Source organism: Paenibacillus silagei (assembly GCF_017874735.1).
Lineage (GTDB): Bacteria > Bacillota > Bacilli > Paenibacillales > Paenibacillaceae > Paenibacillus_AQ > Paenibacillus_AQ silagei.
Map to the genome: position 1 here is coordinate 22,570 of NZ_JAGGLV010000033.1, position 23,928 is coordinate 46,497.

Annotated in this window: 18 protein-coding genes; 4 read left to right on the forward strand and 14 right to left on the reverse strand. The window is 45.4% G+C overall.

The features are described 5' to 3' along the window. Positions 1-408 precede the first annotated feature (408 nt). Positions 409-669, reverse strand: coding sequence for a hypothetical protein (locus J2Z70_RS30295; protein WP_209879088.1), 261 nt, complete (start codon positions 667-669; stop codon positions 409-411). 138 nt (positions 670-807) lie between these two features. Here J2Z70_RS30295 and J2Z70_RS30300 point away from each other — a divergent pair, with 138 nt between their 5' ends. Both J2Z70_RS30300 and J2Z70_RS30305 read left to right on the forward strand, forming a co-directional pair. Next, complete coding sequence (locus J2Z70_RS30300) at positions 808-1,014, forward strand: CopG family transcriptional regulator (RefSeq protein ID WP_245368635.1); 207 nt, start codon at positions 808-810, stop codon at positions 1,012-1,014. A 140-nt stretch (positions 1,015-1,154) separates the two neighbouring features. Then, positions 1,155-1,427, forward strand: a complete 273-nt coding sequence (locus J2Z70_RS30305) for a DUF6809 family protein (protein ID WP_209879090.1) — start codon at positions 1,155-1,157, stop codon at positions 1,425-1,427. 255 nt (positions 1,428-1,682) lie between these two features. On the opposite strand, the gene J2Z70_RS30310 is transcribed toward J2Z70_RS30305, so the two are convergent. The 9 genes from J2Z70_RS30310 to J2Z70_RS30350 form a co-directional block, all read right to left on the reverse strand. Next, positions 1,683-2,801, reverse strand: coding sequence for a transcriptional regulator (locus J2Z70_RS30310; protein WP_209879092.1), 1,119 nt, complete (start codon positions 2,799-2,801; stop codon positions 1,683-1,685). An 18-nt stretch (positions 2,802-2,819) separates the two neighbouring features. Then, positions 2,820-3,002 carry a helix-turn-helix domain-containing protein gene (locus J2Z70_RS30315; RefSeq protein ID WP_209879094.1) on the reverse strand — a complete coding sequence of 61 codons (183 nt, stop codon included), beginning with the start codon at positions 3,000-3,002 and terminating at the stop codon, positions 2,820-2,822. A gap of 225 nt (positions 3,003-3,227) precedes the next feature. Further along, entirely contained in the window at positions 3,228-3,785 is a 558-nt protein-coding gene (locus J2Z70_RS30320; protein ID WP_209879096.1) for a hypothetical protein, read from the reverse strand. A 53-nt stretch (positions 3,786-3,838) separates the two neighbouring features. Next, on the reverse strand, positions 3,839-4,282 hold the full coding sequence (locus J2Z70_RS30325; RefSeq protein ID WP_209879098.1) for a GNAT family N-acetyltransferase: 444 nt from the start codon (positions 4,280-4,282) through the stop codon (positions 3,839-3,841). Positions 4,283-4,306: 24 nt separating this feature from the next. Next, entirely contained in the window at positions 4,307-5,125 is an 819-nt protein-coding gene (locus J2Z70_RS30330) for a DUF4037 domain-containing protein (protein ID WP_209879101.1), read from the reverse strand. 830 nt (positions 5,126-5,955) lie between these two features. Further along, positions 5,956-6,300: a DUF3969 family protein gene (locus J2Z70_RS30335; RefSeq protein WP_209879102.1), complete on the reverse strand. Its 345-nt coding sequence runs from the start codon at positions 6,298-6,300 to the stop codon at positions 5,956-5,958. Positions 6,301-6,315: 15 nt separating this feature from the next. Then, positions 6,316-12,219: a polymorphic toxin-type HINT domain-containing protein gene (locus J2Z70_RS30340; protein ID WP_209879104.1), complete on the reverse strand. Its 5,904-nt coding sequence runs from the start codon at positions 12,217-12,219 to the stop codon at positions 6,316-6,318. Positions 12,220-12,288: 69 nt separating this feature from the next. After that, positions 12,289-13,614, reverse strand: coding sequence for a hypothetical protein (locus tag J2Z70_RS30345; RefSeq protein ID WP_209879106.1), 1,326 nt, complete (start codon positions 13,612-13,614; stop codon positions 12,289-12,291). A gap of 572 nt (positions 13,615-14,186) precedes the next feature. After that, positions 14,187-15,716: an extracellular solute-binding protein gene (locus J2Z70_RS30350; RefSeq protein WP_209879108.1), complete on the reverse strand. Its 1,530-nt coding sequence runs from the start codon at positions 15,714-15,716 to the stop codon at positions 14,187-14,189. A 185-nt stretch (positions 15,717-15,901) separates the two neighbouring features. Between J2Z70_RS30350 and J2Z70_RS30355 the strand changes: the two genes are divergently transcribed. Beyond that, the gene (locus tag J2Z70_RS30355) at positions 15,902-18,241 is read left to right on the forward strand and encodes an AraC family transcriptional regulator (protein ID WP_209879110.1); all 2,340 of its coding nucleotides are present in this window, start codon (positions 15,902-15,904) and stop codon (positions 18,239-18,241) included. Here J2Z70_RS30355 and J2Z70_RS30360 read toward each other — a convergent pair. The 3 genes from J2Z70_RS30360 to J2Z70_RS30370 all read right to left on the reverse strand — a co-directional run bounded on the left by J2Z70_RS30360 (position 18,216) and on the right by J2Z70_RS30370 (position 21,667). After that, positions 18,216-18,980, reverse strand: coding sequence for a hypothetical protein (locus tag J2Z70_RS30360; protein ID WP_209879113.1), 765 nt, complete (start codon positions 18,978-18,980; stop codon positions 18,216-18,218). The two genes, J2Z70_RS30355 and J2Z70_RS30360, sit on opposite strands and share 26 nt — an antisense overlap. Positions 18,981-19,141: 161 nt before the next feature. After that, complete coding sequence (locus J2Z70_RS30365; RefSeq protein WP_209879170.1) at positions 19,142-20,971, reverse strand: APC family permease; 1,830 nt, start codon at positions 20,969-20,971, stop codon at positions 19,142-19,144. A 279-nt stretch (positions 20,972-21,250) separates the two neighbouring features. Continuing rightward, complete coding sequence (locus J2Z70_RS30370; RefSeq protein ID WP_209879115.1) at positions 21,251-21,667, reverse strand: MarR family winged helix-turn-helix transcriptional regulator; 417 nt, start codon at positions 21,665-21,667, stop codon at positions 21,251-21,253. Between the two features lie 143 nt (positions 21,668-21,810). Between J2Z70_RS30370 and J2Z70_RS30375 the strand changes: the two genes are divergently transcribed. Beyond that, positions 21,811-22,284 carry a DUF2798 domain-containing protein gene (locus tag J2Z70_RS30375; RefSeq protein WP_209879119.1) on the forward strand — a complete coding sequence of 158 codons (474 nt, stop codon included), beginning with the start codon at positions 21,811-21,813 and terminating at the stop codon, positions 22,282-22,284. A 156-nt stretch (positions 22,285-22,440) separates the two neighbouring features. On the opposite strand, the gene J2Z70_RS30380 is transcribed toward J2Z70_RS30375, so the two are convergent. Continuing rightward, positions 22,441-23,895, reverse strand: coding sequence for a glycoside hydrolase family 32 protein (locus tag J2Z70_RS30380; protein ID WP_209879121.1), 1,455 nt, complete (start codon positions 23,893-23,895; stop codon positions 22,441-22,443). Between the last annotated feature and the right edge of the window lie 33 nt (positions 23,896-23,928).

Sequence of the window (23,928 nt, forward strand, 5' to 3'; positions counted from 1 at the left end):
TTAGGGGGCTTTCAAGGCCTATCCTTGAAAGGGGAGCAATGGGAATAGCCCCGCCGCTTCGCGCGGCGGGGCCTTAAAGTATGCTGTGTAGCGGGCGAGGAAGAAAAGGATAGAGTGAAGGTGCTGAAGAGGCCGAGATTGGGTCAACTTTTGCTACCTTAGGTGGGCTGAATAGGATTAATGGATGAACAGTCTCGCTATTACTCGAAAATCCTGCACAAATTGCAACATTCCTCTCATAAAACTAACCATAATCAAAAAATGTTGCAGGAAAAGCAGCATTCTTTCTCTTATAAGCTGCTCAAAGAAAGAATTCCTGCATTTCGTGCAACATTCCTTTGTAATGCCCTGGTATGGGCAATTCAGAGATGCATTATCTGCAACATTTTAAGCGCATCTTCGTGAGAACTATTTTCCTCTTGCAGCATTCTTTATATAACTCTTCGCTTCAGCCAGGGTTAACTGTGTAGACGTAATGGATACCTTTAATTCTTCTTGAGTTGTTTCATTGTATAGTGATTTCTCACCCAATGAATCAAGATTTCCAATTAATTTGTTTAATAAGGAAGGGAGTTTACTTTCAACCTTAATGATAGAGAAATAATTGTCTTCAGTCTGTACAGAAAAAAAACCTAACCGTCTATACTCCACATAGACTTGACCTCTCATTAACCCACTCCTTTCCCCTTACCATTTGCTTATCTTGTTCTGTATTTTCATCAGCGTTAGATTCATTTTCGGGATGAAAAGATAGATATATCACGAACGACCTCATTGACTTTTCGTGGACACAAAAATATACTTATTATGGACACAAAAAGTGAGGTGAAGTCGATGTCGTCCAAAAAGATGGGGCGTCCACCATCTGACAATCCCAAAAGCGAATTGATTCGGGTACGTGTAGATCAAGAAATTCTGAGCAAGCTTGATGCCTGCACCGAGAAGCTCCAAACGACCCGTTCCGATGTGATCCGCAAGGGAATTGAAAAGGTGTTTGACGAGCTCCAAAAATAAAGAAGGAAGCAGCGTTAGTCCCTAGAAGAACACCGCTACTTCCTATCCCGCAACTGCTTGGATAAGCAGACTGCATAAATATCCTACCATGTGCAGGAATCTCATTCAAGCGGTGCGATGAACATAATGGGAGGACAAACATGAGAACAATTTTGGAAGCCTTGTATCATGGGCAGCTTCAACCCAATATGACTATTGTGCCGTCACATCCAGAATATCTTTCCGCATGCAAACAGGTAACAGCAGAGACACAGCAATGGCGCGAACGGTTGGGCGAGGAAGTGTTTAGAGCGCTGGAGGAATATTTGGATTTGTACGATAGCGTGAACAGCATGTATGTGGAAGCTGCCTTTCATCATGGGTTCAAGTTGGGGGCAAACCTACTGATTGAAACGATGAGTCCTCGGCAGTAAGCCTTAGAGGATTTATCGTCTGTATTGCGCGCGGATTAGTCCCATATCTAAGCCCCACCGCTGAAGCGGCGGGGCTGCTTTTGCATCAACAGCTCCATTCTGGAGATGCCGATACTTCTGCAAATCGTTCAGGTGTGTGCTTGAAGTCTACTGGGAGTGGGCAGCGACGGTGATTGGATGATTGAATGAAGCTCAGCGGGTACAGGGGGCAATAGGTTCTATGGAGGATTGTAGGAGAAATAGCTTGTTCAACTGTTAACCTGTACTGCTTGCAGAATGCTTAAATATGTTGGTGAAAACGCCCAGAATCTTATGCTTCTCATCATTGATCAACTGATACTGTTGAACCGACTTCGTTAGAAATTCTAGGCCGCTGTCATATTCACCTCTGTCTAATAAGTACTTAGCCAACTCCAATAGTAAATTAGCATGACGGTCTAGAACTAACTTGCGCGAATATCTTATTTGGACCAGATCAATAACACTCTTCTCTAGGTCCTGCTTAAATTGTTGTAAGGTATCATCGATATTAAAGTTGTATTTATTAGCAGCCTTAAGCATATACAAAAGCCCAGTAATTCTCTCCTCTTGATGTGCGTTAAGGTAGGCAGAATATTGATCAATTACAGTTGAATCTCCACCTAGCAGCTTTGTCAAAATAATATTAGCTTTGGACCACTCCATGAACAGACTCTCCCAACGCTCGACTTCATCCCCTTGCTCTCTTACCCAGCTCAAATCAGCATAACTCTTTATATAACCCAAAGCCCCCTCATAATCACCCAGCTCATCGCAGACATTTCCACGCAGCAAATGACTGTACGCAATGTAAAAGAACAGCGGTCTGCCGGGAAGCTTGACTGGCTCGGATGCTCTGCGTTCGTCCCGGACCTTCAGGTCATATTGAATTCTAGCCTTATGGCCCATCTTGGCAGCGTATTCCTCAACCTTGTCCCAGCGCTGTAAGGAGCGGTATGTATTGGCAAGTTCTTTGAGTGCATCGAGTTGATCGACTTCATCGAGCCGTTCCACAAAAGTCTCAAACCGATTCGCTGCCCACAGGTTCCGGTTCTGATCATCACTGAGCGAAATGGTAAACAACCTGAACTGGCATAGCGCCAGCCGTTCCGAATGTTGGTAGCGTTCGGCTTCGGCGACAATCTCATAGATTGCAGCAGCAGCTTCCTTTTTCCCGGCTATGAAGAGTTCTTCTGCACTATCAAACAACAAGGGAGCGTACATCAGATTGGACAGAATATGGCGGGCCATTCGCTCAATACTCTCCAGCATGTTCAGTTCGGCACAGCGAAGCAGCAGCGGTCCAATCCTCCGCCAGTCGGAAGAGCCGCCGATAATATAGTCATTGATGTACAAGTCGTAAAAATATCCTTCTTACCGTCCCATGGCCTGAGTAATCCGATCCAGCTGCTGCATCGCAATAGGCCGGTGCCCGCGAAGAATATTGCTGAGTGTCCCCGAATGAAGCTGAGAACGCTTAGCGAATTGGGTAACTGTCAAGTCCTTCTGCCGCAAATATTCCTCTAGTTCCGATAATATCGTAGTCGTTGCCTGCAAGTCCTAACCACCTTTCCTCTTCAATTTGTGATTTATAGAATAATATCCCTTTTATATTACACAAAATATATCAATGCCCGATACGTTAATCAAGTACTATTTTATGTATTTTTCCTAAAATTTAAAATTTTGGCATTACGATTGCCATTGTGAGCATCCTGGTCATACAACATAGCGTAATGCATAGTTCGGGTGCAAAAAAGACCCCGAGAATTCACTCAAGGTCTAAGAAATTTCACTATCTATAACATTAACAATCGTTTCTTTCAGTATAGGTACAGTCCAATCTTTCACTACTAAAAGCTTAATAAGGACTTGTATAGCCTTCCTAAAACTAACTGAACTTGAAGCTACAGATCCATGAGCTCCTAGATGAATATGTATCTTACCCGATGGTATTTCGATAATCGATTCTTCAGAAAGAACCCTTATTTCATCTAAGATAGCATCCGTATATTCCTCGGGTATCCCCAGTCTTACCTCTTCGGGCTGCATGGCAATTACTTCGTAAACAATCTCACCTTTTTCATAACCTATCTCTACTTCCACCTCTAATTTATCTTGAACAGATGGATCATAGGAGAGACCAATAAAGGCATAATTACTAACCATACGGGCTGCAATTATTAGTTCAACAGTTATTGAACATGGTGCTATACTTGGAATGTTTGAAGAAAAGACGTTCGTCTTCTTTCCTCTTGAAGGATACGGGATAAGCGGAAACTCATTCACCCAAACTCTTCCTCTTCTATATTTCCCCAAATCATCAAAATTAGCATGCATGATTTATTCACCTCCCAGAGTTCCTCTGTTAAAGAGACATTGCTCTTAAAACCTCACATCATATAAGCCAAAATAATATCCCCGTTGTCTTCAAACTCCCCAGTATCAGAGAATCCTACACTCTTATAGAGCTTATTAGCCACTAGATTAATCGGGATATGCGACACCCTGATCTGTGTGCAATCCTCGCGGGTGCTCAGCATCTTGATAACCTCTTTAATTGCAGCTTTCCCATAACCTTTGCCCTGAAATCTTGCGTCAATCATAAATCTCAGAATCCAATAGTAGCCGTCTGTATATCTCTCATTATCAAACAGAATAAATCCAACCATCTCTTCATCATTGAAAATACCATAGGGTACAGAGGTAGGTTCGTTGGCCGCATGTATAAGAGAGTCGGCATTGCTTGCCACCAAGTTCAGTTGCTCTTTACTTACACTCAATTGGACGCATTCCTGTTCCAGGTCAGGGGTAATCTTATGTAGTTGAATATTCACGGTGTAATCGTCCTCCATATTGATCTAAAATGCACTAAATATTTGAAATGGTTTTTGAAAAATCATACTGTAGTTGTCAATACACTCTAGTTCAATCGAATGCTGCTGAATCATAAATTGCTTCATACATTCATGCACTTTCATAAACTCTTTATAATGATCTTCTTCACAATGTGATGCAGCTATTTGTTCAAGAGCATCTCCCAGCCCAAAATCCTTGTGTACATTAACTAATCCCGCTGATAACCATTTAGTTGGATAAAAATATTGATTATTAAGAACATACACCAGCCTGAGCATAGCTTCTATTGCTCTATATTGATAGATCCGCCCTTCAATTATATTATTTCTTGTTAATGCTTCGCAGAAATTGTACTCACCACTGTCATTAATGGTAACCCATAGACCACGAATAATCTTCTTTTTAATCTCATCCGGGTAGCATTCAACCTTTTTTTGCGATAATGCTAAGATTCCTTTGGGGTCCCACACTGGAATAGCTCTCATAATATTATTTAATACATAAGGATCAAACTCATTCCAAAATTGATCCATTTCATCCTTCATAAGGAGATCAAATTTCCAATACGCTCCGCCAAATCCATAAGATACCCGCACTCCTTGATACCAATAGGTTTCGCCCGTAAAAATTTCTCTAATGCTTTGACGGATATCCTCATTAATATCAATGTCGATGTAATAATCTAAATCAATGTCCGATTTCTCATCACAGAATCCATAAGCAACTGACCCTTCAATGAAAATCAACATATTATTGACAGCCTCGTCTGAAATCAATCTGAGTTTTGGAAGGATTACAGCTTCAAAATGCTCCTTACCCATTCTCACAAACTCATTCTGTGAATATTTTATTATTCGTTCCATATGTGTATTCATTCCTTTCGAAAGGCTTAAGTCATAGGAATAATGGATTTGAAATCTAATTCGCTACTTATTCTCTGCCCCATATAGTGTTTTTTATGTTAAACTCTGATCATCACCGACCAGGGACTACTCGTTATTTTAAATACCAATACTCCGCCAATTTCCTATGTGCTATATCTGTCTTTAAATCGAATGTATTGAACTGTATTGGTCACCGAAAAAGCAACTTTTACCTTCAGGGACTGATTCCCAGTATGATAATTTTTTGAATCGATATTGATCACCCGTATCTACTATTTTAACCTTCAGCGATTGCTTGCCCTGATATCTGACATTGCTATCTACGACAGCAGATCATTTGGCAGCACAGTTTATGGAACATGATTAAACCCATAAATTGGATCCATAAACTTAAAATAGACGAAAATCACCTCTCATTCAATATTTATATCTCCTAATAAAATTAAGTTCCTATGAGAAGTAGGTGCTCAATTTTACTATTTCAAACAAGAATTCAAGTCCATTTTTTCCTTTATCTAGAAAGTTTTCCAATCACCGTTTTCAGCCCTCTCCAGCCACTCCATGAATCATTTGCAAAAAAATTCCTCAGCGCATGTCCTATTTATAATAGGTTCAGGCGACCAGTAATTTAAACATTTTGTGTATACTAGCATATTATAAAAACATCTTACTGAGGTGATGTTATGTTCTTTTGGACGTAGCTGCTCAATTCATTCGGCACAGTGGGGATAAAAAAGACCTTGAGGACCGTCCCCAAGGTCTTTGAATCATTCGTCAAATTTATTAAGCCAATACATAGACTTTTCTGTATTAGGTATGGATTTAAGTAAGTCTAATGTTTCTAGCCTCTTCAATTTAAGTACATCTTGTAACTTTTCAGGAGCAATATCTTGTATATCCTCCAGCATACAGCATTCCTCAAACAATTCAATTATTTTCTTATTTGCATTATTTTGTTCCAGAAGTTGTGCTACATAAGGACGGTATAGGTACGTGTATGCATCTTCAATTGTTAATGCTCCTTCAAGCACGGAATCGAGCATGCCAAGATTTAGAACACATAAAAACTTTTGGATTTCTTCTGAATGCTTTAATTCAATTTGTAAATTCAATGTACCACCCCTTTATTAAGGCATTTGACTTGACGAATTGCTCCATCCATTCTTAACTTTAACATTAAAAACTTGACCGGATTGGCTTTGGAAGTAGTGGATAGAGATTTTTTTACCGTTTGCGTCCACACCATCCTTGTAAATCTTGTTCCATGTTCCAGATTCAATTGCACGTAATTCCTCCAGTAACTCTCCATTATTTACTTTATTTTTAACAGTTCCATTTTTAGCACCTGAGAATCCTTTTGGATATAGAGGTGCCTCTTTAATTGATTTAAATACATTTTGCAATGCACAATTATGCACCCAAACACCAAGATTAGAGACGAAGTAGGAGTTAAAATCCTTAACCTCAAAGTTATAAACCGTCGCTTTTCGTGGCTCTTTCTCAATCTTATCTATTACGAGTTTAGAACCATCACTTGAAACAAGCAAATCACCAACTTTCAGGTCTTTAACAAACGTCCATCCCTTACCGTCCAACCAGAACGGATGCTCACCTGTAACCTCAATAATTTCATCCCCTACATGGACATAGTAGATTTCGTCAGCCTGCTTTTGGAACAACCCCACGACTTCTTTATATGCCACTTCTCCGGTCTCATCAGACTTCGAGAGAACCTTATCCCCTACCTCAATATCCTCGATAGGCTTCTCCCCTTCATCGGTCTGAACCTTCGTTCCGGCGGTAAAGCAATTGCAAGCCTTTTGGGCAGCTTTTAATGCGTCTCCAGCTAGCTTAAATTCTTTTTCTACAACTTTCCCTTCTTTGCTGAGCAGTTGCAGCGTTAGCTTTCCGCCTTTGACGACCTTACCTAGGGGTATAAAGCCTGCTGCTGCCAGCCCCTTGGCTAATGCGGAGGAATCAGGGTCCCGAAGGGTGTTCACGTCATCTAAGATTAAGAAATTAGCAACGCTTCCTACCGGCCCGCTCCAGCCTTTCCATGGATCTGTTGCCGAGTATCTGTTCCCCGCAAAACCGCCCCAGCCAGCACCTTCTGCATGCATGTGTCCTGTAGGGTCTATATAAATTAACGGATTATTAATTACATATGTGTACAAGTTCTGCGTCAGCGGATTATCAATCTGCCCCTCAACTGTGTCCTCATTTAGGAATCGCCCAATACTAGGATCATAGTATCGTGCCCGCAGGTAATACAGTCCCGTCTCAGCATCATGCACTTCACCAGTATACTTGAAGGAGTTGGATACTCCTTCCACTTGACCTGTGATATTCCCCCACTCATCGTAATTGTAGTTATTAACCACTACTCCACTTGTATTCACAATCTGCACCACGTCACCATGGCCATTGTACAGGTAGTAATAGTCTTGGACAGTCTTTTTGTCTTTCTTGACCAGCACCCGGTCACCACGGACAAAGTTCGCCTGCTCCACCAACACCCCGTTAACGAGTTTCCCTTCGGTGATCACTTGTCCTTGGAAGTTATAATCCACTTGCGTCTGCGTACTGCCGTTAGTCTTCGTAAACCGTAAGCCGTCTGCATAATACTTGAAGCTCGTTACCGAGCCGCCCTTAGTCATGCTCGTAAGAGTATTCTGCAAATCATACGTATAACTGGTATCCATCGTTTCAAAGCCTATACTGCTTGTATCAGATAGGGTCTGCCGGTTGCCACGCACATCGTAAGTATATTTAGTCTGGCTGCCATCCGGCCGTGTGATAGATTCCAGCCGATTTAATACATCGTATCCATAATAGGTCGTTTGTGCCGCTGTCCCGTTACGCGACTCGCTAACCGAGGTCCGGTTACCATTATTGTCATAACCGTAGCTGTAGCTGGAGAGGACCGAATTTCCCTTCGTATTCGTCAGCGTCTCCGTCCAGCCCAGCGCCTTGTTATAGGTATATTTGCTGATAAGTCTGCTTCCATCTGTCAAGGTTGGATATACAATGGTGTCTACCAGGTTATTGGCATAATAGCTATATTGTGCATTGACGGACGGATCATTGCTCAGCGTAGAACTTCCATTGGTCTGCACCTTTTCCAGGCGCACCTTGTTGTATTGATACTTGGTGTAGAAGCTCATATATGAGTCATTTAATTCTGTCATACGGCCCAGAGTGTCCAGCTTGTTAGCAATATATGCTGAGTGAGTACCAGATTGTACATATGCAGATCTGACCTGACCTAAATTATCAAAGGTTTGGGTTAGAGTAGCAGCAATGGCCCCATTCTTAAGAGCTTGTATTTTCTTTGTCTGGGAATTGCCTGCAGATTGGATTATCTTTGTTTCTTCGGTTTGCGCTACATTGTTAATCTTCCCGCTAATGAAACTATTTTTCAGTTGACCACCTTCGTCATACGTATATCCGAACGCGCTTCCGTTGCGGTCTGTCTTAGCTTCCAGTTGACCAAGACTGTTATACGCATAACTCTCGCTCTGTGAGGCTCCATCCTGCTTCACATTAAGGAGACCCAGTTCATTATATGTTTTGGCATTTAGCATTTGCGGCGAACCATTCTTGGCTTGGATGGTTACTGCTGATAGCTGACTGTTACCATCGTATGCGTACTTCGTCGTTTGATTCAAAGCATCCTTGACAGCAATCAACCGGTCGAGGGCATCGTAAGTATACGACGTTGTAACACCATCTTCATTCAGATTCCTGTTCGGATCGGTATACCCAGTGACGTTCCCCCTAATATCATATCGATAGGACTCACTAATTCTTTGCTGATTGGCAGGCCAGTCTTTAAAGGTCGACGTTGAAATTAAATTGCCCCATTCATCAAATTGCTGCTCGGAATAGTTTAGAGCTTCACCTGTGAGCTTATCACTGATATATTTAGTGCTCAATCGCATCTTGGTATTATAGTCACTAACCACAAGATCACCATTGGCACTGGTAGCGCGGTTCTGTTTCCCCCAAACATCATACGTTGCTGTAATCTCATTACCTTCCGTATCCTTCTGATAGGTTGCCCGTCCCTGGTCATCGTAATGATAATGGGCAAAGACCCATTTTCCAACATTACTGTTCCAATGCTCTTCCATAAGGCCGAGACCGAGTCCGTTATAATACACAGCTGAATTACTTGACATCGAAGAGTTCGTGGCCAAATAAGTCAGGGTTTTAATGGTATTCACTTTTAAAACGAACGTTCCATCATTGACAGAATCAAAGTTTACCGAAGATTGATTATAATAATTGTAATCGATAACCTCTCTGAAGGTTTGACCGTTACTATTGGTTCGGATTGGATACGTTTCTTTTTTGGGACGACCGGCCGCATCATACTCATACTCTACAATTTGGTTGTTGCCATCTTTTTGGCTTTTTAAATTCCCCGTCCCAAGATCATAAGTCATATAGGTTTTGACAATTTTCTGATCCGGTTTGCCGATATTGAAATACTGTTGTTGTTCAGTAGGATTTGCATAACGGCTTTCCGGCCCATACAGAGTTATATTTCTAGCAACAATTTGACCGTTGGCAATCTTCTCTGTCGTTACTTGAGAGATTCCACCCGATGTATTGCGGCTATCATAACTGTATGTGGTTTGCTCACCCAAAGCATTGGTTGCCGTTGCCGGTCTGCCCTTATCTGTATACGTATACCGTTCACTCTTTGGAGCCAGATCAGATTCATTCTGATACCAGGATGTTGTATCCAAGAATCGATACTTTGGTTCATATTGATATGTTGTAGTATAGTGCTGCTTAATTCCAGGATTGTTAAACTTGTCACTGGTTAACGGTTGTGTCTGGCTTCGAACTAGCCCCCACTCATTAAGCTCTGTTTCGGTGTACTTCCGGTCAGCCGTGGCGTCACTATCTTGAGCGGAATATTCCGAGATCGTCGTGCGTATGGGTGATTGAGTAAATAACCCGTGAAATGCTGTATTTTCAATTACTTTTCGTTCTCCGCCAGCCTCCCGGGTCTCTGTCCGCAGAACTCTTCCATCTTTATCAAAGGTATTTGTAGTTTGAATTCCGTTGCTAGGGGTATTACTTACTATTCTTGAAGTAGTACTAAACCGGAAGTTATCAGGTAAGTGATTAGGATATTCGTTAACCCCATTTCCTGTATAATCACCGTCATAGGAGTAATTCATTTGATAGTATGCCTTACTTCCGGTATAATCCCCTCTCGATTTCACACGATATTCAGTGACATAATCATACTGCTGGATTTTACGTGAAACACCTTCCATTTCATATTTAGTCGTAGAGTGAGGGTAACGAATTTCTTTCAGTAGTGAACTGAGATTATAACCATAAGTATTATATAGGTCCACCACATTCTGGTAATCGAAATAGGTTTTCTCCCCGTTTTGGTCTGTGAAAGAGTACAGAACAGGGATAGCCCGTTTATAGGGTTCAACCAAAGCGCCGTTAGGCATGCTGGCAATCACTCTGCCTTTGGTTAAAACGACCTTCTGTACTTCACTTGGTCCATCATACACACTGAGAACAATATCATCTCCGTCAAAATTAGATGAGTTAAGGGTGTCTTCATAACTTATTCTAACCACTCGTCCAAGGGTATCGGTGATGGAAGAGATATATCCGTAAGTATAATTAAAAGTGATGGCATTACCGAACCGGTCAACAATTCCAATTAATTGCCCACTGGTTGAATAATACTCACGCGTCAAGTCGGAGTGCTCAATGTATCCTGAAGATCTGTTTTGACCATTGCTGAATTGACCGTTATTCCATGGTTCGCTAACAAATCTCTTGTCTTTGCCTTTGTAATTGATCAATCCTGTATAATTTGAAAGTTCATCTATATTTCCGAGTTTATACGTATTTCCTTGTCCATCATGGTAATACGCAGTGTAATCATCACCGGAGTTTTGAATGTAGGGGAACTGAAACGACCATCCATTTCCTATAAAGGGTACTCCATAGTTATAATCATGATCATACATTCCGAAATTTGGATTCCAATAGTAATTATGTGTGAAGGGAACAGTTTGATTGGAGTTGTACATAATCCCTACATCAAGGTCCAAACCATCTACACCTGGCAAATGAAGCAGGTTCTTTTTGTAGTTCAGACTGCCTGACACCGGGTCAACGACTTCACCGCTTTTATCCCGGTCGTTATACTGTGGCTTCTGAACCTGGTTAATTTGGGCTTGAACAATCATATCATCAAGTATACTAGACACCGAAGCATCAAAAGCAGTAAATGAAGTTGGCGCAAAAGCGTTTTGCAGGGTCTTATCCGGAGTTTCATAAACATCAGAAATCACGGAAGAGCGAGCATCTAAGGATAGATCGCTTGCAATTTCATCATATACGTTCTTTACAACCGAGGAATCAAAAGAGTTGTCTTTGGGCTCCATTTGCATCATTGCTTGTACATCTTCCCAGCTAAGCTGCTTGTCCTGCTTCAACTTCAGAATGTCCAAGGAGGTCAACTTCGTTTGTCCCATAAGCAGGAAGTTAATCCAATATACATCCACCATGGATGCACCTGACTCAACAAGAGCTTGAATTTCCTCCCGGCTCAAATCGGCAGCATCTTGCGGAGTAATCCGAGATAAGTTTGGATTAGTATTTTGCTTATTCGTTCTGGCTTGCAGCAGATTTTTTTTCTGGAGGGTTTTAGCCCTTAATGTCTGAAGAGTCTGTTCGTTCGTGTCAGCATATACTTCATTGGATACAGTGACTTCTTCATCGGCAACAGGCTGCCCGGAGTTTAATAATTTGAATTCTCCGCTCGGTGGAGGTGTTGCGCTAGGCATAGGAACAAGTGAATCGGAAAATAGCTCGTCCGGTGATTCTGGCGTAGGGGATGGGGTTGGTACAATGTTAGCCGATAGTTCTTGGCTACGTTCTCCCGCAGCCGTTACTTGATTCACCGGCGGGAAACAGGAAAACAACAAAACAATTGATAAAATAATCGATAAAGGCTGTCTTGCTTTCTTAAAGAATTTCAACATAAACTCTCCTGTCTAAATGAAGTTATATTTGGTGCAAATAATTAAAAAGTCTTTCGTATGTTGCTGTTAACGCAGTTTAATAAATTTAATATTATCCACGTAAGCGGTACCAGTTGCCCCGGAGTCACATACAATTCTCAATACAACAGTTGAAGTTTGTGATTTAGTGGTAAACTCTATCTCGCTATCTCCCCATTGCTTTTTAATTGCATTAAATAATGTGCCTCCATCATAAATTAATTCGCCTTTCTCATTGACTTCAAGCCAATCCACATATAATCCACCAGTATTCAACGAGTTATAAAGCGAAGCGCTTAACTTATACTTTGTGTTTGGAGCAACGATAATTTGTCCATAATCTGCTGTAGTTGTTACAGGTTCATTTGAGAAGAATCTCATACTCGATAATCCATTCTTGGCAAACCCTCTAAATAATGAGATTTTTGGAGTTGATGCATACCATAACAGATCATTTTCTTCAAAATCTGTAACTAATAATGGAAGCCCTTCACCTTTACTGAATTGTATAGCGTCAAAATACACTGTTCCAGTAGCAACTTCATCTACGACTGCCCTAATAACAACTTTGGTAGTTGTTGGCTTGGTTGTAAATTCCACAGCGCTATACTGCCATGTTTTATTTTTTCCCGTAGTGTAGACTGATCCTCCATCAAAAACTAATTCACCTGCGTTATTGTACTCCATCCAATCAATATATGTATTTCCTGTAGTTAAGGAGTTATTGATCCACCCGCTTAATACATACTTGGTGTTAGGTTTCACAATGTAATCACCAGATTCCGCTGTAGCCGTAACTGGATTAAGAGAATAAAATCGCAAGCTTTGTTTTCCGTCTTTAGCACCATCAGTGGAATATGTGAAAATACTACTTGGTAAATTGGCGTACCATGAACTTTGATTTAATTCAAAAGAATCATAAGCAATGGGAAGGGTATTCCCTTTCTCGAGTCTAATATTATCGAAATATGCTTCACCTGCCGCCCCAGCATCAAGTACAACCCTAAGAATAATTCTGGTAGTCTGAGCCTTTGTTATAAATTCTTCCCTATCATATTGCCATTTGTCCTTATTAACAGCAAAAACAGTCCCACCATCGTAGATAAGCTCGTTGGATGAATTATATTCCATCCAATCAATACTCGCATTACCACTGGTTAGTTTGTCATTGATCCAGCCGCTTAGTGTATAAAGTGTGTTGGGTGTAACGTTTATCATTATAGATTCGGCTGTCGTTACTGTTGGCTGTGCAGAATGGAAATAGAGACTTTGTGCTCCTTCTTTATAGATATTATTTGATAAAGAAAAAAACGGGTTTTGGATTTTAAAATTTGTTGATTCTGTACGAGCATCAAATGAAGATTCCAGAATCAAAAAATCTTTTGAAGTGCTATATTTCCCTAGAAGATTACCATTGTTATCATATGAAAATTTTCTTTGATACTGTATATTATCTTTGATATATCTCAGATTTTAATCTCAAACCTTGATCATAGTTATAATTTGAAGCTATCATTAATTTTGGAAACATAGTCAAAATAACTACTACAGAAAAAAATATTGATATCCGTTTTTTCACAATAACTCTCCTAATATAATTTTAAATAAAAAAGTATCTATTTCTTATCCTGTTCGCTCCTTCCTAAACTCAATAAACAAAAGCATACAAAAATGCCCATATTTCTATTTCATAATGGGCATTCGTAAGACCAACTAAAGAACTAATATAAGATTCCTTCTTATGTATCCCCAATCCCAATCATATGACAATAATATAAATTTGGAAATGGTGGAATATTGTCGAATCATAGGAATTTTTGTATTAGGGTGTCGACATAAACACAAAATATAATTCACTTAATTCAGCATCAATTGCATTGATCTACATAAGCACTTCCAGCAGCATTAGCAGATTCAATTTGCATACTAATGTATCGGGTTCACCTTCACTCCTCCCCCTCCCGCGCCTTCCCCTCCGCCTCCCCGTACTCCTGAATAATCAGGCTGCCGCCGCTGGTCTGCCATTTCTCTACCTCCCCGGCGAAGCCGGCGGCGTCGATGTTGCCGAGAATATAATTGTAGGTGGCATCCACGATGATCGCGGACAGCTCGGCGTTCTTCTCGTCATAGGTCGGCGAGGTTAGCGACACGGTAGGATCATCGACCAGAAACTGCTCGTTATCCCGGCTGAGCTGGTCGGCCAGGGCGGTGAGCTGCTCCTTTTGTGCGACCTCCTTGATATGGGTATTGCCTACATCGGCGATCATCAGGGAATTGAGCGGATTGACCTCATACACCCGAAGCTGGGACGTTTCTTCCGGAAGAATCACTTTGCCTTCCCCGTCCAGCTTATAGTGGCGGCCCTCGAAGCCGTAGGCCATCAGGCCCGCTACATCCTCATCCATCGTGCGATCGAAGAATCCCAGCACCTGCTTCAGCTCCTGCTCGGTAGCAATGGCTTTACGTGAAAAGAGGTACAAGCCGTTGTACTTCGGTATGGACCATACCTTATATCCGTCCGGCCCTTTAATCCTGTTAATCAGCGTCAGCTCTGCTTTGGGGTTGATCGCCTTGGCCTCAATGGAGAGCCGCTGCACATCCGTCATGCTCCCGATGAAGATCCCGGCCGTTCCCCGGATGAATTTGTCCCGCTGCACTTCCTTGCTGGTCAGGGCGAAATCCTGGTTAATGATCCCCTCCTTGTATAATTTACGCATGAAGTTCATCGTGTCCATATATTCAGAAGTGGCAAATTCCGGGATGAACTGTCCATCTTCAATTTTCCAGTTATTCGGCGTACCGAAATAAGAGCTTAACGTCTTAAATACCCCGTACACCAGGTCGTTGCGGTCCACCAGTCCGAGGGTATCTGCCTTGCCGTTGCCGTCCGGGTCATTCGTGGTGAACTGCTTCATCACCTCATAGAGTTCCTCCAGCGTTCCGGGCGGACTGAGATGCAGCTTCTCCAGCCAGTCCTTGCGGATAATAATGCCCTGCCGGGAGGCCGGTCTTTCTGTATAGAGACCATAGATTCCCCCGTCCACCGAAGTCTGCTTAAGAATCGCCGCATTCAATTGACTGAGATTCGGAAATTCCGCCAGATAGGGACCAATCTCCCAAAAAGCGCCCGAGCGGATCATATTCTTGACCGGATTATAATCGGTAAATTTCACGAACGTTACTTTGCCGAGGGAGCCGGTGGTCAGTGCGGTATTCATTTTGTCCGTGTAGACGCCTTCCGGCACCCAGGTAATATCGAGCTGAGTCCCGGTCAGTCTCTCAATCTCGGCGATCAGCTCCGCTGAAGGCGTCTGCGGAAAATGCAGCGGTGCCAGAATCGAGATCGGTGCCGCTGCCCCCGCTGAATCGGAACGCCCAGACTCATCCCTGCTGCAAGCGCTTAATATAATGAACAATAAGAACAGGATGAAGCACCCTGCAAGAGCTTTCTTCCTGCCCGTTAACCGGTTGAACATTCCATAACCCCCTGAAGCGTAATATTTATCTGCCTTAGAAGCCTATCTATTGAATAATGCAGCTTATGTATGAATGATTAGAGAAAATGATTATTGCGGCACCAGATGATTATTGTTATTATCCTTCGTGATGCATACACTTAAGACAGTGATTTTCCTATTTCATGCAAAGGTGCTGAACGCTGTTGAAACATCTTAGCTTTCTCAGTAAATTAACTATGTTCGCGTTCGCCATCAGCATCCTGCCGGTGCTGTTCATTGGTTCGTTCTCCTATTTCACATCCTCCAGTGAGATTCAAAAAAATGTTAATGAAAGCAAAAAGGAACTCATTTTACAAATTACCTCAAATGTAGAGCATAAGCTGAATACTGTCAACCAGACACTGAACCAGGTCGTAAACTCTTCGGTGCTGAAGAAGGCGCTGAACAACCCGCTTAGTGAAAACGATTTCATTTTATATAACGACATCCGCAATGAAATCCGCAATATGCAGTCCTTCGATACGAAGCTGGAGGATGTCATCCTGCTCAATCAGCGCCAGAACTGGATGATCAAGAATTCCGGGCTCTACCGGCTGAATGAATACCGCAATTACGAGCAACTGACGAATCTGCTGAATGTGGAAGGCAGCTCTTCTTGGGTGCTGAACCCCTCCTCCCTGTTCTACAGTGAAGAGAGCATTAACGTGACCGGCTGCAATTACAGCATCAGCCTGATTAAGAAGCTGCCGACCACCAAGCTGCAGAAATACGGACTGGCTCTGGCCAATATTCCGGCCTGCAGTCTCCAGGACTTCATTAATCCCGATATGCAGCCGCTGGACAATATTATGGTGCTGGATAAAAGCGGACGGATTCTGCTGCATCCGGACCGCAAGCTGATCGGAGAGCCTGCCACAGCGGCCGGATTCACGGGATTCGAGCAGATCGCCACTACCACTGAGCCATCGGGACAATTCAAGACCAAGCTTAATGAAGCTGATTACTCGATCACCTATATGCGTTCCCAGTTGAACGGCTGGATCTATCTGTCGGCCACCTCCATCAAGAGTCTGACCCGCGAATCCGGCAAAATCGGCACTTACACGGTATTCGTCTGCACGTTCATGCTGCTCTTGTCTGTGCTGCTTGCCTGGCTCGGCTCCCGGCGTATGTACACACCCATCGAACGGCTGTTGACCCAGATTGGACTGCGCCGTCCCGGTCTGCGGGCAGGGCGTACGGATGAATTCCAGCTCATCGGTGAGCAGGTCCATTCCCTGTTCCAATCCAAGTCACAGCTGGAGAAGGAGGTTAGCCAGCATCTCGGACAGGTGCGGACCTTCTTTCTGATTCAGGCGTTCGGAGGCAATCTGAGAAGACGGGAGCTGATGGAGGAGCTTGTGCAATACGGGTACGGTAAGCAAGTCGAGGAATGGAAGACGATGGCTGTCATTACGCTGAGCATCGACTTCTCCGAGGAGAACAGCTATGAGAAAAAGGATCTCAATCTGCTCTTATTTGCAGCGCATAATATGACTCAGGAGCTGGTCTCTGCGCAGCACAGGCTAACCCCTGTGATGATGGGCCATGCCCTGACTGTCGTCATCGGCAGTGAGGAGGAGAGCACTGAAGCTTTTCACCGGATACTCTATGCGCTGACGGAGAAGCTCCAGCAGGAGATTAACGGGGTCCTGAAGCTGCAGGTCAGCATTGGGCTGAGCCTGCCGTTTCATTCGTTTGACAAAATGTCCATTGCCTACCGGGAAAGCCTGGAGGCTCTGAAGCACCGGATTACCCTGGGCAAAGGTATCATTATCCAGTACGAGAATATCAATTCCGGCAAGCATTATCTCAATTTGAACTACCCGACCCACACGGAAAATGACCTGATGGATGCCATCAAGCTGGCGGACAGCGATAAGGCGAAGGAGCTGCTGCATAAGCTGTTCAAGTGTATTTTTGCGCTGGGACTGTCGCCGCAGGAATATCAGATTCCGCTGACCCGGCTGCTGAACAATACGCTCATTATGATGCAGGAATCGGGAATTACGCTGAATCAGATCTACCACGCGGGCGGTTCCCTGTTCGAGGAGCTGACCGATCTGCATATCGTGGCCGAGATTGAAGACTGGTTCTGGACCATTGTGATTCAGCCGGTCATCGTCATCTTCCACAGCAGGCAGAACGCCCAGTATCATAATATCTCCGAGAAGCTGATCGACATCGTCCAGCATGAGTATGACCAGGATCTGACGCTGGAGGAGTGTGCTTCCCGGCTGCATTATAACGCCAACTACATCAGCAGTGTATTCCGCAAGGAGACGCAGTATTATTTCAGTGATTACCTGACCATGTACCGGTTCAAAATGGCCAAGAAATGGCTGGAGGAGACCGATATGCCCGTGAAGGATATCGCCTCCCGCCTGAGATACAATAATTCACAGAATTTCATCCGTTCCTTCCGTAAGCAGGAGGGGATGACCCCCGGGCAGTACCGGGAGAGCTTCCACACGAAGCTTAGAGCGGTCCCGGGCGATGAGTAGGGGCCTTGCCTTCAGGCGGGGCCTTGAGCCTCTTCAGCTTTCTTTTTCTGATAAACCATGTAAGAATTACAGCCAGAATAAGCAAGATGACGCATGCAGTAATCGCAATATTCCTGATATCCGGTACATAGACTACCAGCTGAATCGGCTCGGAATCCGCAAGGGACACATGCCAGGTTAACGTGTTGCCGTCTTGCTCGGCCGCATTATTAGCCCCGTATAGATCATAGGGAATCGTTAATTTGAAATCGACGGAGAAGCTGCCCATCAGCAGCCGCACCAGGGACTTAGGGACATTCAAGCTGCCGATGCCGTCGATAATCTCATCGGAGTAGGCGTTCAGCTTAGGCTGGGCCACCACATCGTATTTGGTATACAGCCACCTGTCCGTCTGTCCCACCTTGGCCTCTACAATATCAAAGCCGCTGCTGCTATTCTTCAGCTCCTCCATCGAAGCATACGATTTATGAAATTGATATTCCGTTGATTTGCCGCTTGCTGTCTTCTTCAGCTCTATGCCTGCGGCCGCCAGCCGGGTGGTTAGAAGCTCCTCCGCTTTGCCGCTGACCAGCTTCTCTGCCCGGGCATCCAGCATAAGACTGAAGGCCAGATCCAGGGAGCCGTCCTTCTTCACGGTTACATGGGCGGTGCCTTGCGCGCACCCTGTAAGCAGCAGGACAAGCATAAGCATCATCAGTATTGCCTTAATTCGAGTCCCGTTCAACCTGCGTTTCTTCAACCTCTGTCCCTCCATCCGCTGACTGTTGCTCCTAGCTTAACCGTGCCTTGAAGAAGCGAATCTTCTCTTATGGAGTCAAGCTTAACACATCCCGGGGAGGTACAGAAAGCCCCCGGCCTGCGGATATCCGTAAGCTGGGGGCTTCCATGTGCATAATCCTGTTATTTTTTCAAATGATAAGGGACGGTAGTGATAATTACATTGCGCCGGTACAGCAGATGCGCGCGGATCAGCAGGCTCGATTGGTTATGCAGAATGTTATGCCAGCCCTTCTTCGGTATGAATTGAGGGACAATGACGGTCACCTGATAATTCGACTCGCTAGCCTTGCGCTGAACCGTATCAATGAACTTGGTCAATGGATGAATGATGCTGCGGTAAGGTGAATACAGCGTTACCAGCCGTACTTCAGGATGGAATTTCTTCCACTTCTCTTCGAAAATAGCGTCATCCTCCCGCTCGAACGGGATGTGGACGGCGATAATCTGCTGCGCACTCAGCGACTTGGCATACCGCAAGGAATTCTCCACTACATGGGTAATCCCTGCTACCGGCAGGATGATGATATTCCCTTCAATCGCAAGCGGCGGCTCCCCGCAGGTGGCTACCCGCAATTGATCGGCGACCGATTCATAATGCTTGTAGATGCGGTAGAAGAACAGGATAATCAGCGGCAGGAAGACCAGGACCGGCCAGACCTGCGTGAATTTGGTCAGGAAGAACATCATCGTGACAATGAAGCTGATCAGCGCCCCGATTGCATTGATGATCAGCTTAGGCAGCCAGCCCTCTGGCTTGTGCCGGAGCCATTTGACGATCATGCCTGTCTGCGACAGGGTGAACGGGATGAAGACCCCGACTGCATACAGCGGAATGAGATGCTCCGTCCGCCCCTCAAAGGCAATGATCAGGATAATCGACAAGATGCCCAGGCTAAGAATTCCGTTCGAGTACCCCAGACGGTCTCCGCGCACAGTGAACATCCGGGGAATGAATTTATCCTTTGCCAGATTCACAGCCAGCAGCGGAAATGCGGAATATCCGGTGTTCGCCGCCAGAACCAGAATTAAGGCTGTCGTTCCCTGCACGACATAATACATGAAGTTGCGGCCAAAGACATGCTCGGCAATATCGGACACCACCGTAACCTGTTCACGCGGAGCTATGCCGTAATAATACGCCAGGAACACAATGCCTGAGAATAACAGCGCGAGCAGAATTCCCATCGCCGCTAAGGTTTTGGCTGCATTATTCGGTGCCGGCGCCTTGAAATTGGGGATCGCATTTGATATGGCCTCCACCCCAGTCAGCGCCGAGCTGCCTGAGGAGAACGCCCGCAGCAGCAGGAACAGGCTGATTCCGGCCACCGGTGTTCCCAGTGAGGTGTGAAGCTCCGCCGGTACTCTTCCGGTCAACACATTGAATAGGCCCAGCCCGATCATAATGAACATCGCCAGTACGAACAGATAGACCGGATACGCCAGGAAAGAGGCTGACTCGGTAACCCCGCGCAGATTCAGTGTCGTGATCAGCAGGACGAAGATGATGGCAATTATCACATTATAAGGATGCAGGCTCGGAAAAGCTGAAGTGATCGCATCCGTTCCCGCAGAGACACTGACCGCTACGGTAAGTATATAATCGACGAGCAAGGAGCCCCCGGCAATCAGACCCGGATATTTACCCAGATTCTCCTTGGATACAACATAAGCTCCGCCGCCCTGGGGATAGGCGAAGATGATCTGCCTATAGGAGAGTATCAGGGCCAGCAGAAGCACCAGTACCCCGCCTGCAATCGGAATGGAATACCAGAATGCGGCTGTACTAACCGTGATCAGCACCAGCAGAATCTGCTCCGGGCCATAGGCCACAGAGGACAAAGCATCCGAGGACAGTATGGCTAGGGCCTTGGTTTTGTTAAGCTTCTGTTCTCCCAGCTGATCGGACTTCAGCGGCCGTCCGATCAGGAACCTTTTTACCGAAGACATCATCATCACTCACCGACTTTTTTATTGTTATATTACCCCTGGTGCACGAATAAAATCTGGACCTTTAATTGGATACAGACACTATTTTTGCTGCCGTTCGATACTACATTAATTCTTTTATCACCATCTGTATATATGCAGATATCCTAGACAAACCCCAAACCATGAATAACAAATGATATTCGCCGAAAGACACAGCAAAAGGGACCAAGCAGGCTTTCCGCTCGGTCCCTTTTGCTTATTTCAGCTTTTTTTGCTATATTCAGCCATTTTCAGGAGGTCTCAGAGCCAGTCCTGTGTAAGCAGCGTCCGCAGCAGCTCCACCTGCTCCCTGCCGATCCGTGCCGTGATTTCGGCTTCAATATTCTGCTTGATCTCCAGCATACTCCGGCAAGCCGCTGTCCCCTTCGCAGTGAGCACGATAGGCTTGTCCCGGCTATTCCCTTCCTTAGCAGCAGTATCCACGTAACCTTCAGCCAGCAGATTGTTGATCGTCTTTTGCGTCCCCTGGCGGGAAATGCTGATCAGCCTGCTGATCTCCGAAATGGACAGAACGCCGTGCTGCTCCAGCATCGCCAGAATATGCGTCTCTGTCTTATTCAGCGGCTCGCCGCTCATCTGGTTTACCTTGTCGCGCAGAACCTTGTGCTTCTCGCTGATCATATCGACCAGATTCAACCCGCTCATGTACTCATTCATCTACAAGACCTCCATTAGAGAAATGCAGTTCCGTCTTACCGAGAATTACTGTCGCTCTAATTGTCAACCAGGTTGACAATAATCCCTCCCACTGCTACTATAAGTGAAGTTTGACAAACTTACATTTAAGGGAGTTAGGAAACATGGGCAGTAACAAAAAGGAAGCTTTAATTTTCACCAGTATGATGTGTTTTTGCATGGTCGTCTTTATGTCTTTTTACAATGTGATTATAGCGAACGGACTCAACAGCAGGCTGCTCACGGATGTGGCTGTGGGCTTGCTCCCGGCACTTGCCGTTGCCCTGTTCTGCGATATTGTGGTGGTTGGCAGAATTGCCAAAGGGCTGGCCTTCAAAATAGTGAAGCCGTCCGCACCCCAGATCCGCAAAGTGCTGACGATCTCGTGCTTCATGGTCTGCGGCATGGTCATTCTCATGTCTCTATACGGCACACTAGCACACTTCGGATTCGGGGACAACTTCTTCCGTCATTACTTCTCCATCCTGGGGCTTAATTTCATCTGCGCCCTACCGCTCCAGCTGCTGGTGGCCGGTCCGCTGACCCGCTTCCTGTTCAGCCGGATGTTTCCGGTCCGTACGGCAGCACCAGGCGTCTAGGGCTGGCTGAACCCAGTCCGCCGTTTTTTACTCGAATACGGGCATGGCCTCCAGCCATGGCTGTGGTGTTCCCGCCATACCAAAAAGGGTGCTCAGCAAGCCATGACCTCATGGCTGTGCGGAACACCCTTGTCCGGGATTCATTCTATTGATTATTTATTCCATGAAAGACAGGTGCCCGCCCTGGAGCCGTACACTGCCGCCCTTAGCATAGAAGCTTAGGCCCGAGCAGATGCCTCCAGGGAAGACCAGGCTGGTGATGGCGGCAAGGCCGTCATTGGCGAATACCTCCACCGAACAGGCATCCAGCAGGATACGCAGGCTCTTCAGGCTGCCGATTCCCCTGGTGCTCTGGAGATCGGGAAATATTTCTGAGAAGCCGGTCTCGCCGGACTGATCTCTGTGCAGGGTTAGAGTGTCTTCAGCAGCAGAGTAAATGAGTTCAGTATACTCAGTAGCTGTATGATGAATAATAAGACCGAATTCTTCCGCTTCATTGTCCGTAAGCGTAAGCCGCAGCTCCAGGGCTGAATCCTTGCACTTGATATCCTGGCGCTCGCCCGGTATCAGCAGCATCTCCGGCAATGCCGCAGACTCTGCCGCGAAGTAACGATCCAGCTCTGCTACCGGCTGCTGGCGGATCAACATCCGGCCGTCTGCCGCATCATGGAGCGTCAGTACCCGCGGAATCGTCATCGCTCCGCGCCAGCCCTGGCTTGGAACCTGATTGGCATACCGCCAGTTGCTCATCCAGCCGATGAAGATCCGCCGCCCGTCCGCAGCCGGAATGTCGGAGAAGCTGACCCCTGCGTAATTGTCTTTGCCATAATCCAGCCAGCGGATGTCGCTGTGCTCCGGTGTGAAGACGGAGCCGTCGAAGCCACCGACGAAATATTGCGTCCGCGAGCCGTATCTCGCCCCGCTGTTATCACCGATGCTGACCAGCAGCACCCACTTGCTGTCTCCCGTCCCTTCCACCGGGAGCTCGAAGAGATCCGGGCATTCCCATACGGCATCATGAGAGCCTGCACCCTCACCGAATTCACTCTCCAGGCTCCACTCCCGCAGATTCGGGGAGGAGTAGAACGTGATCGTCTGATCGGTCGCCAGCACCATCATCCATTTCCCGTGAGCTTCAGACCAGAACACCTTCGGATCACGGAAATCGGCCTTGGAAGGATGCGTAAGCACCGGGTTGCCTGCATACTTGATCCAGGTCCGGCCATTGTCATGGCTGTAGGCCAGGCTCTGTCTCTGCACGGCAGGCGACGATTCCGTCGGCTCCTGATGACTGGTATAGATGGCAACGATACCCGGCTTCTCCGGGAACAGCCCGCTGGTATTATTCCAGTCAACGACTGCGCTGCCGGAGAACGCATAGCCGTGATCATCCGGGTACAGCGCAATGTCCAGCTCCTCCCAGTTAATCAGATCCTTACTGACGGCATGACCCCAGTGCATCGGCCCCCAAATGGAGGAATGCGGATGATACTGATAGAACAAATGATATTCCTCTTCGTAATAAACCAGTCCATTCGGATCATTCAGCCAATGCTGCTCCGGCGTAAAATGCAGCGCTGGCCTGTGTTTGGTTCTCCCGATAATTTCCACTCCATTACCACCTTTATCTATTTATAAGTTCAT

Bases quoted from the DNA above. Each gene is read 5' to 3' on its own strand.
- J2Z70_RS30295 (WP_209879088.1), bottom strand. From the start codon at position 669: ATGAGAGGTCAAGTCTATGTGGAGTATAGACGGTTAGGTTTTTTTTCT.
- J2Z70_RS30300 (WP_245368635.1), top strand. From the start codon at position 808: ATGGACACAAAAAGTGAGGTGAAGTCGATGTCGTCCAAAAAGATGGGG.
- J2Z70_RS30305 (WP_209879090.1), top strand. From the start codon at position 1,155: ATGAGAACAATTTTGGAAGCCTTGTATCATGGGCAGCTTCAACCCAAT.
- J2Z70_RS30320 (WP_209879096.1), bottom strand. From the start codon at position 3,785: ATGCATGCTAATTTTGATGATTTGGGGAAATATAGAAGAGGAAGAGTT.
- J2Z70_RS30330 (WP_209879101.1), bottom strand. From the start codon at position 5,125: ATGGGTAAGGAGCATTTTGAAGCTGTAATCCTTCCAAAACTCAGATTG.
- J2Z70_RS30350 (WP_209879108.1), bottom strand. From the start codon at position 15,716: ATGTTCAACCGGTTAACGGGCAGGAAGAAAGCTCTTGCAGGGTGCTTC.
- J2Z70_RS30365 (WP_209879170.1), bottom strand. From the start codon at position 20,971: ATGATGTCTTCGGTAAAAAGGTTCCTGATCGGACGGCCGCTGAAGTCC.
- J2Z70_RS30370 (WP_209879115.1), bottom strand. From the start codon at position 21,667: ATGAATGAGTACATGAGCGGGTTGAATCTGGTCGATATGATCAGCGAG.
- J2Z70_RS30375 (WP_209879119.1), top strand. From the start codon at position 21,811: ATGGGCAGTAACAAAAAGGAAGCTTTAATTTTCACCAGTATGATGTGT.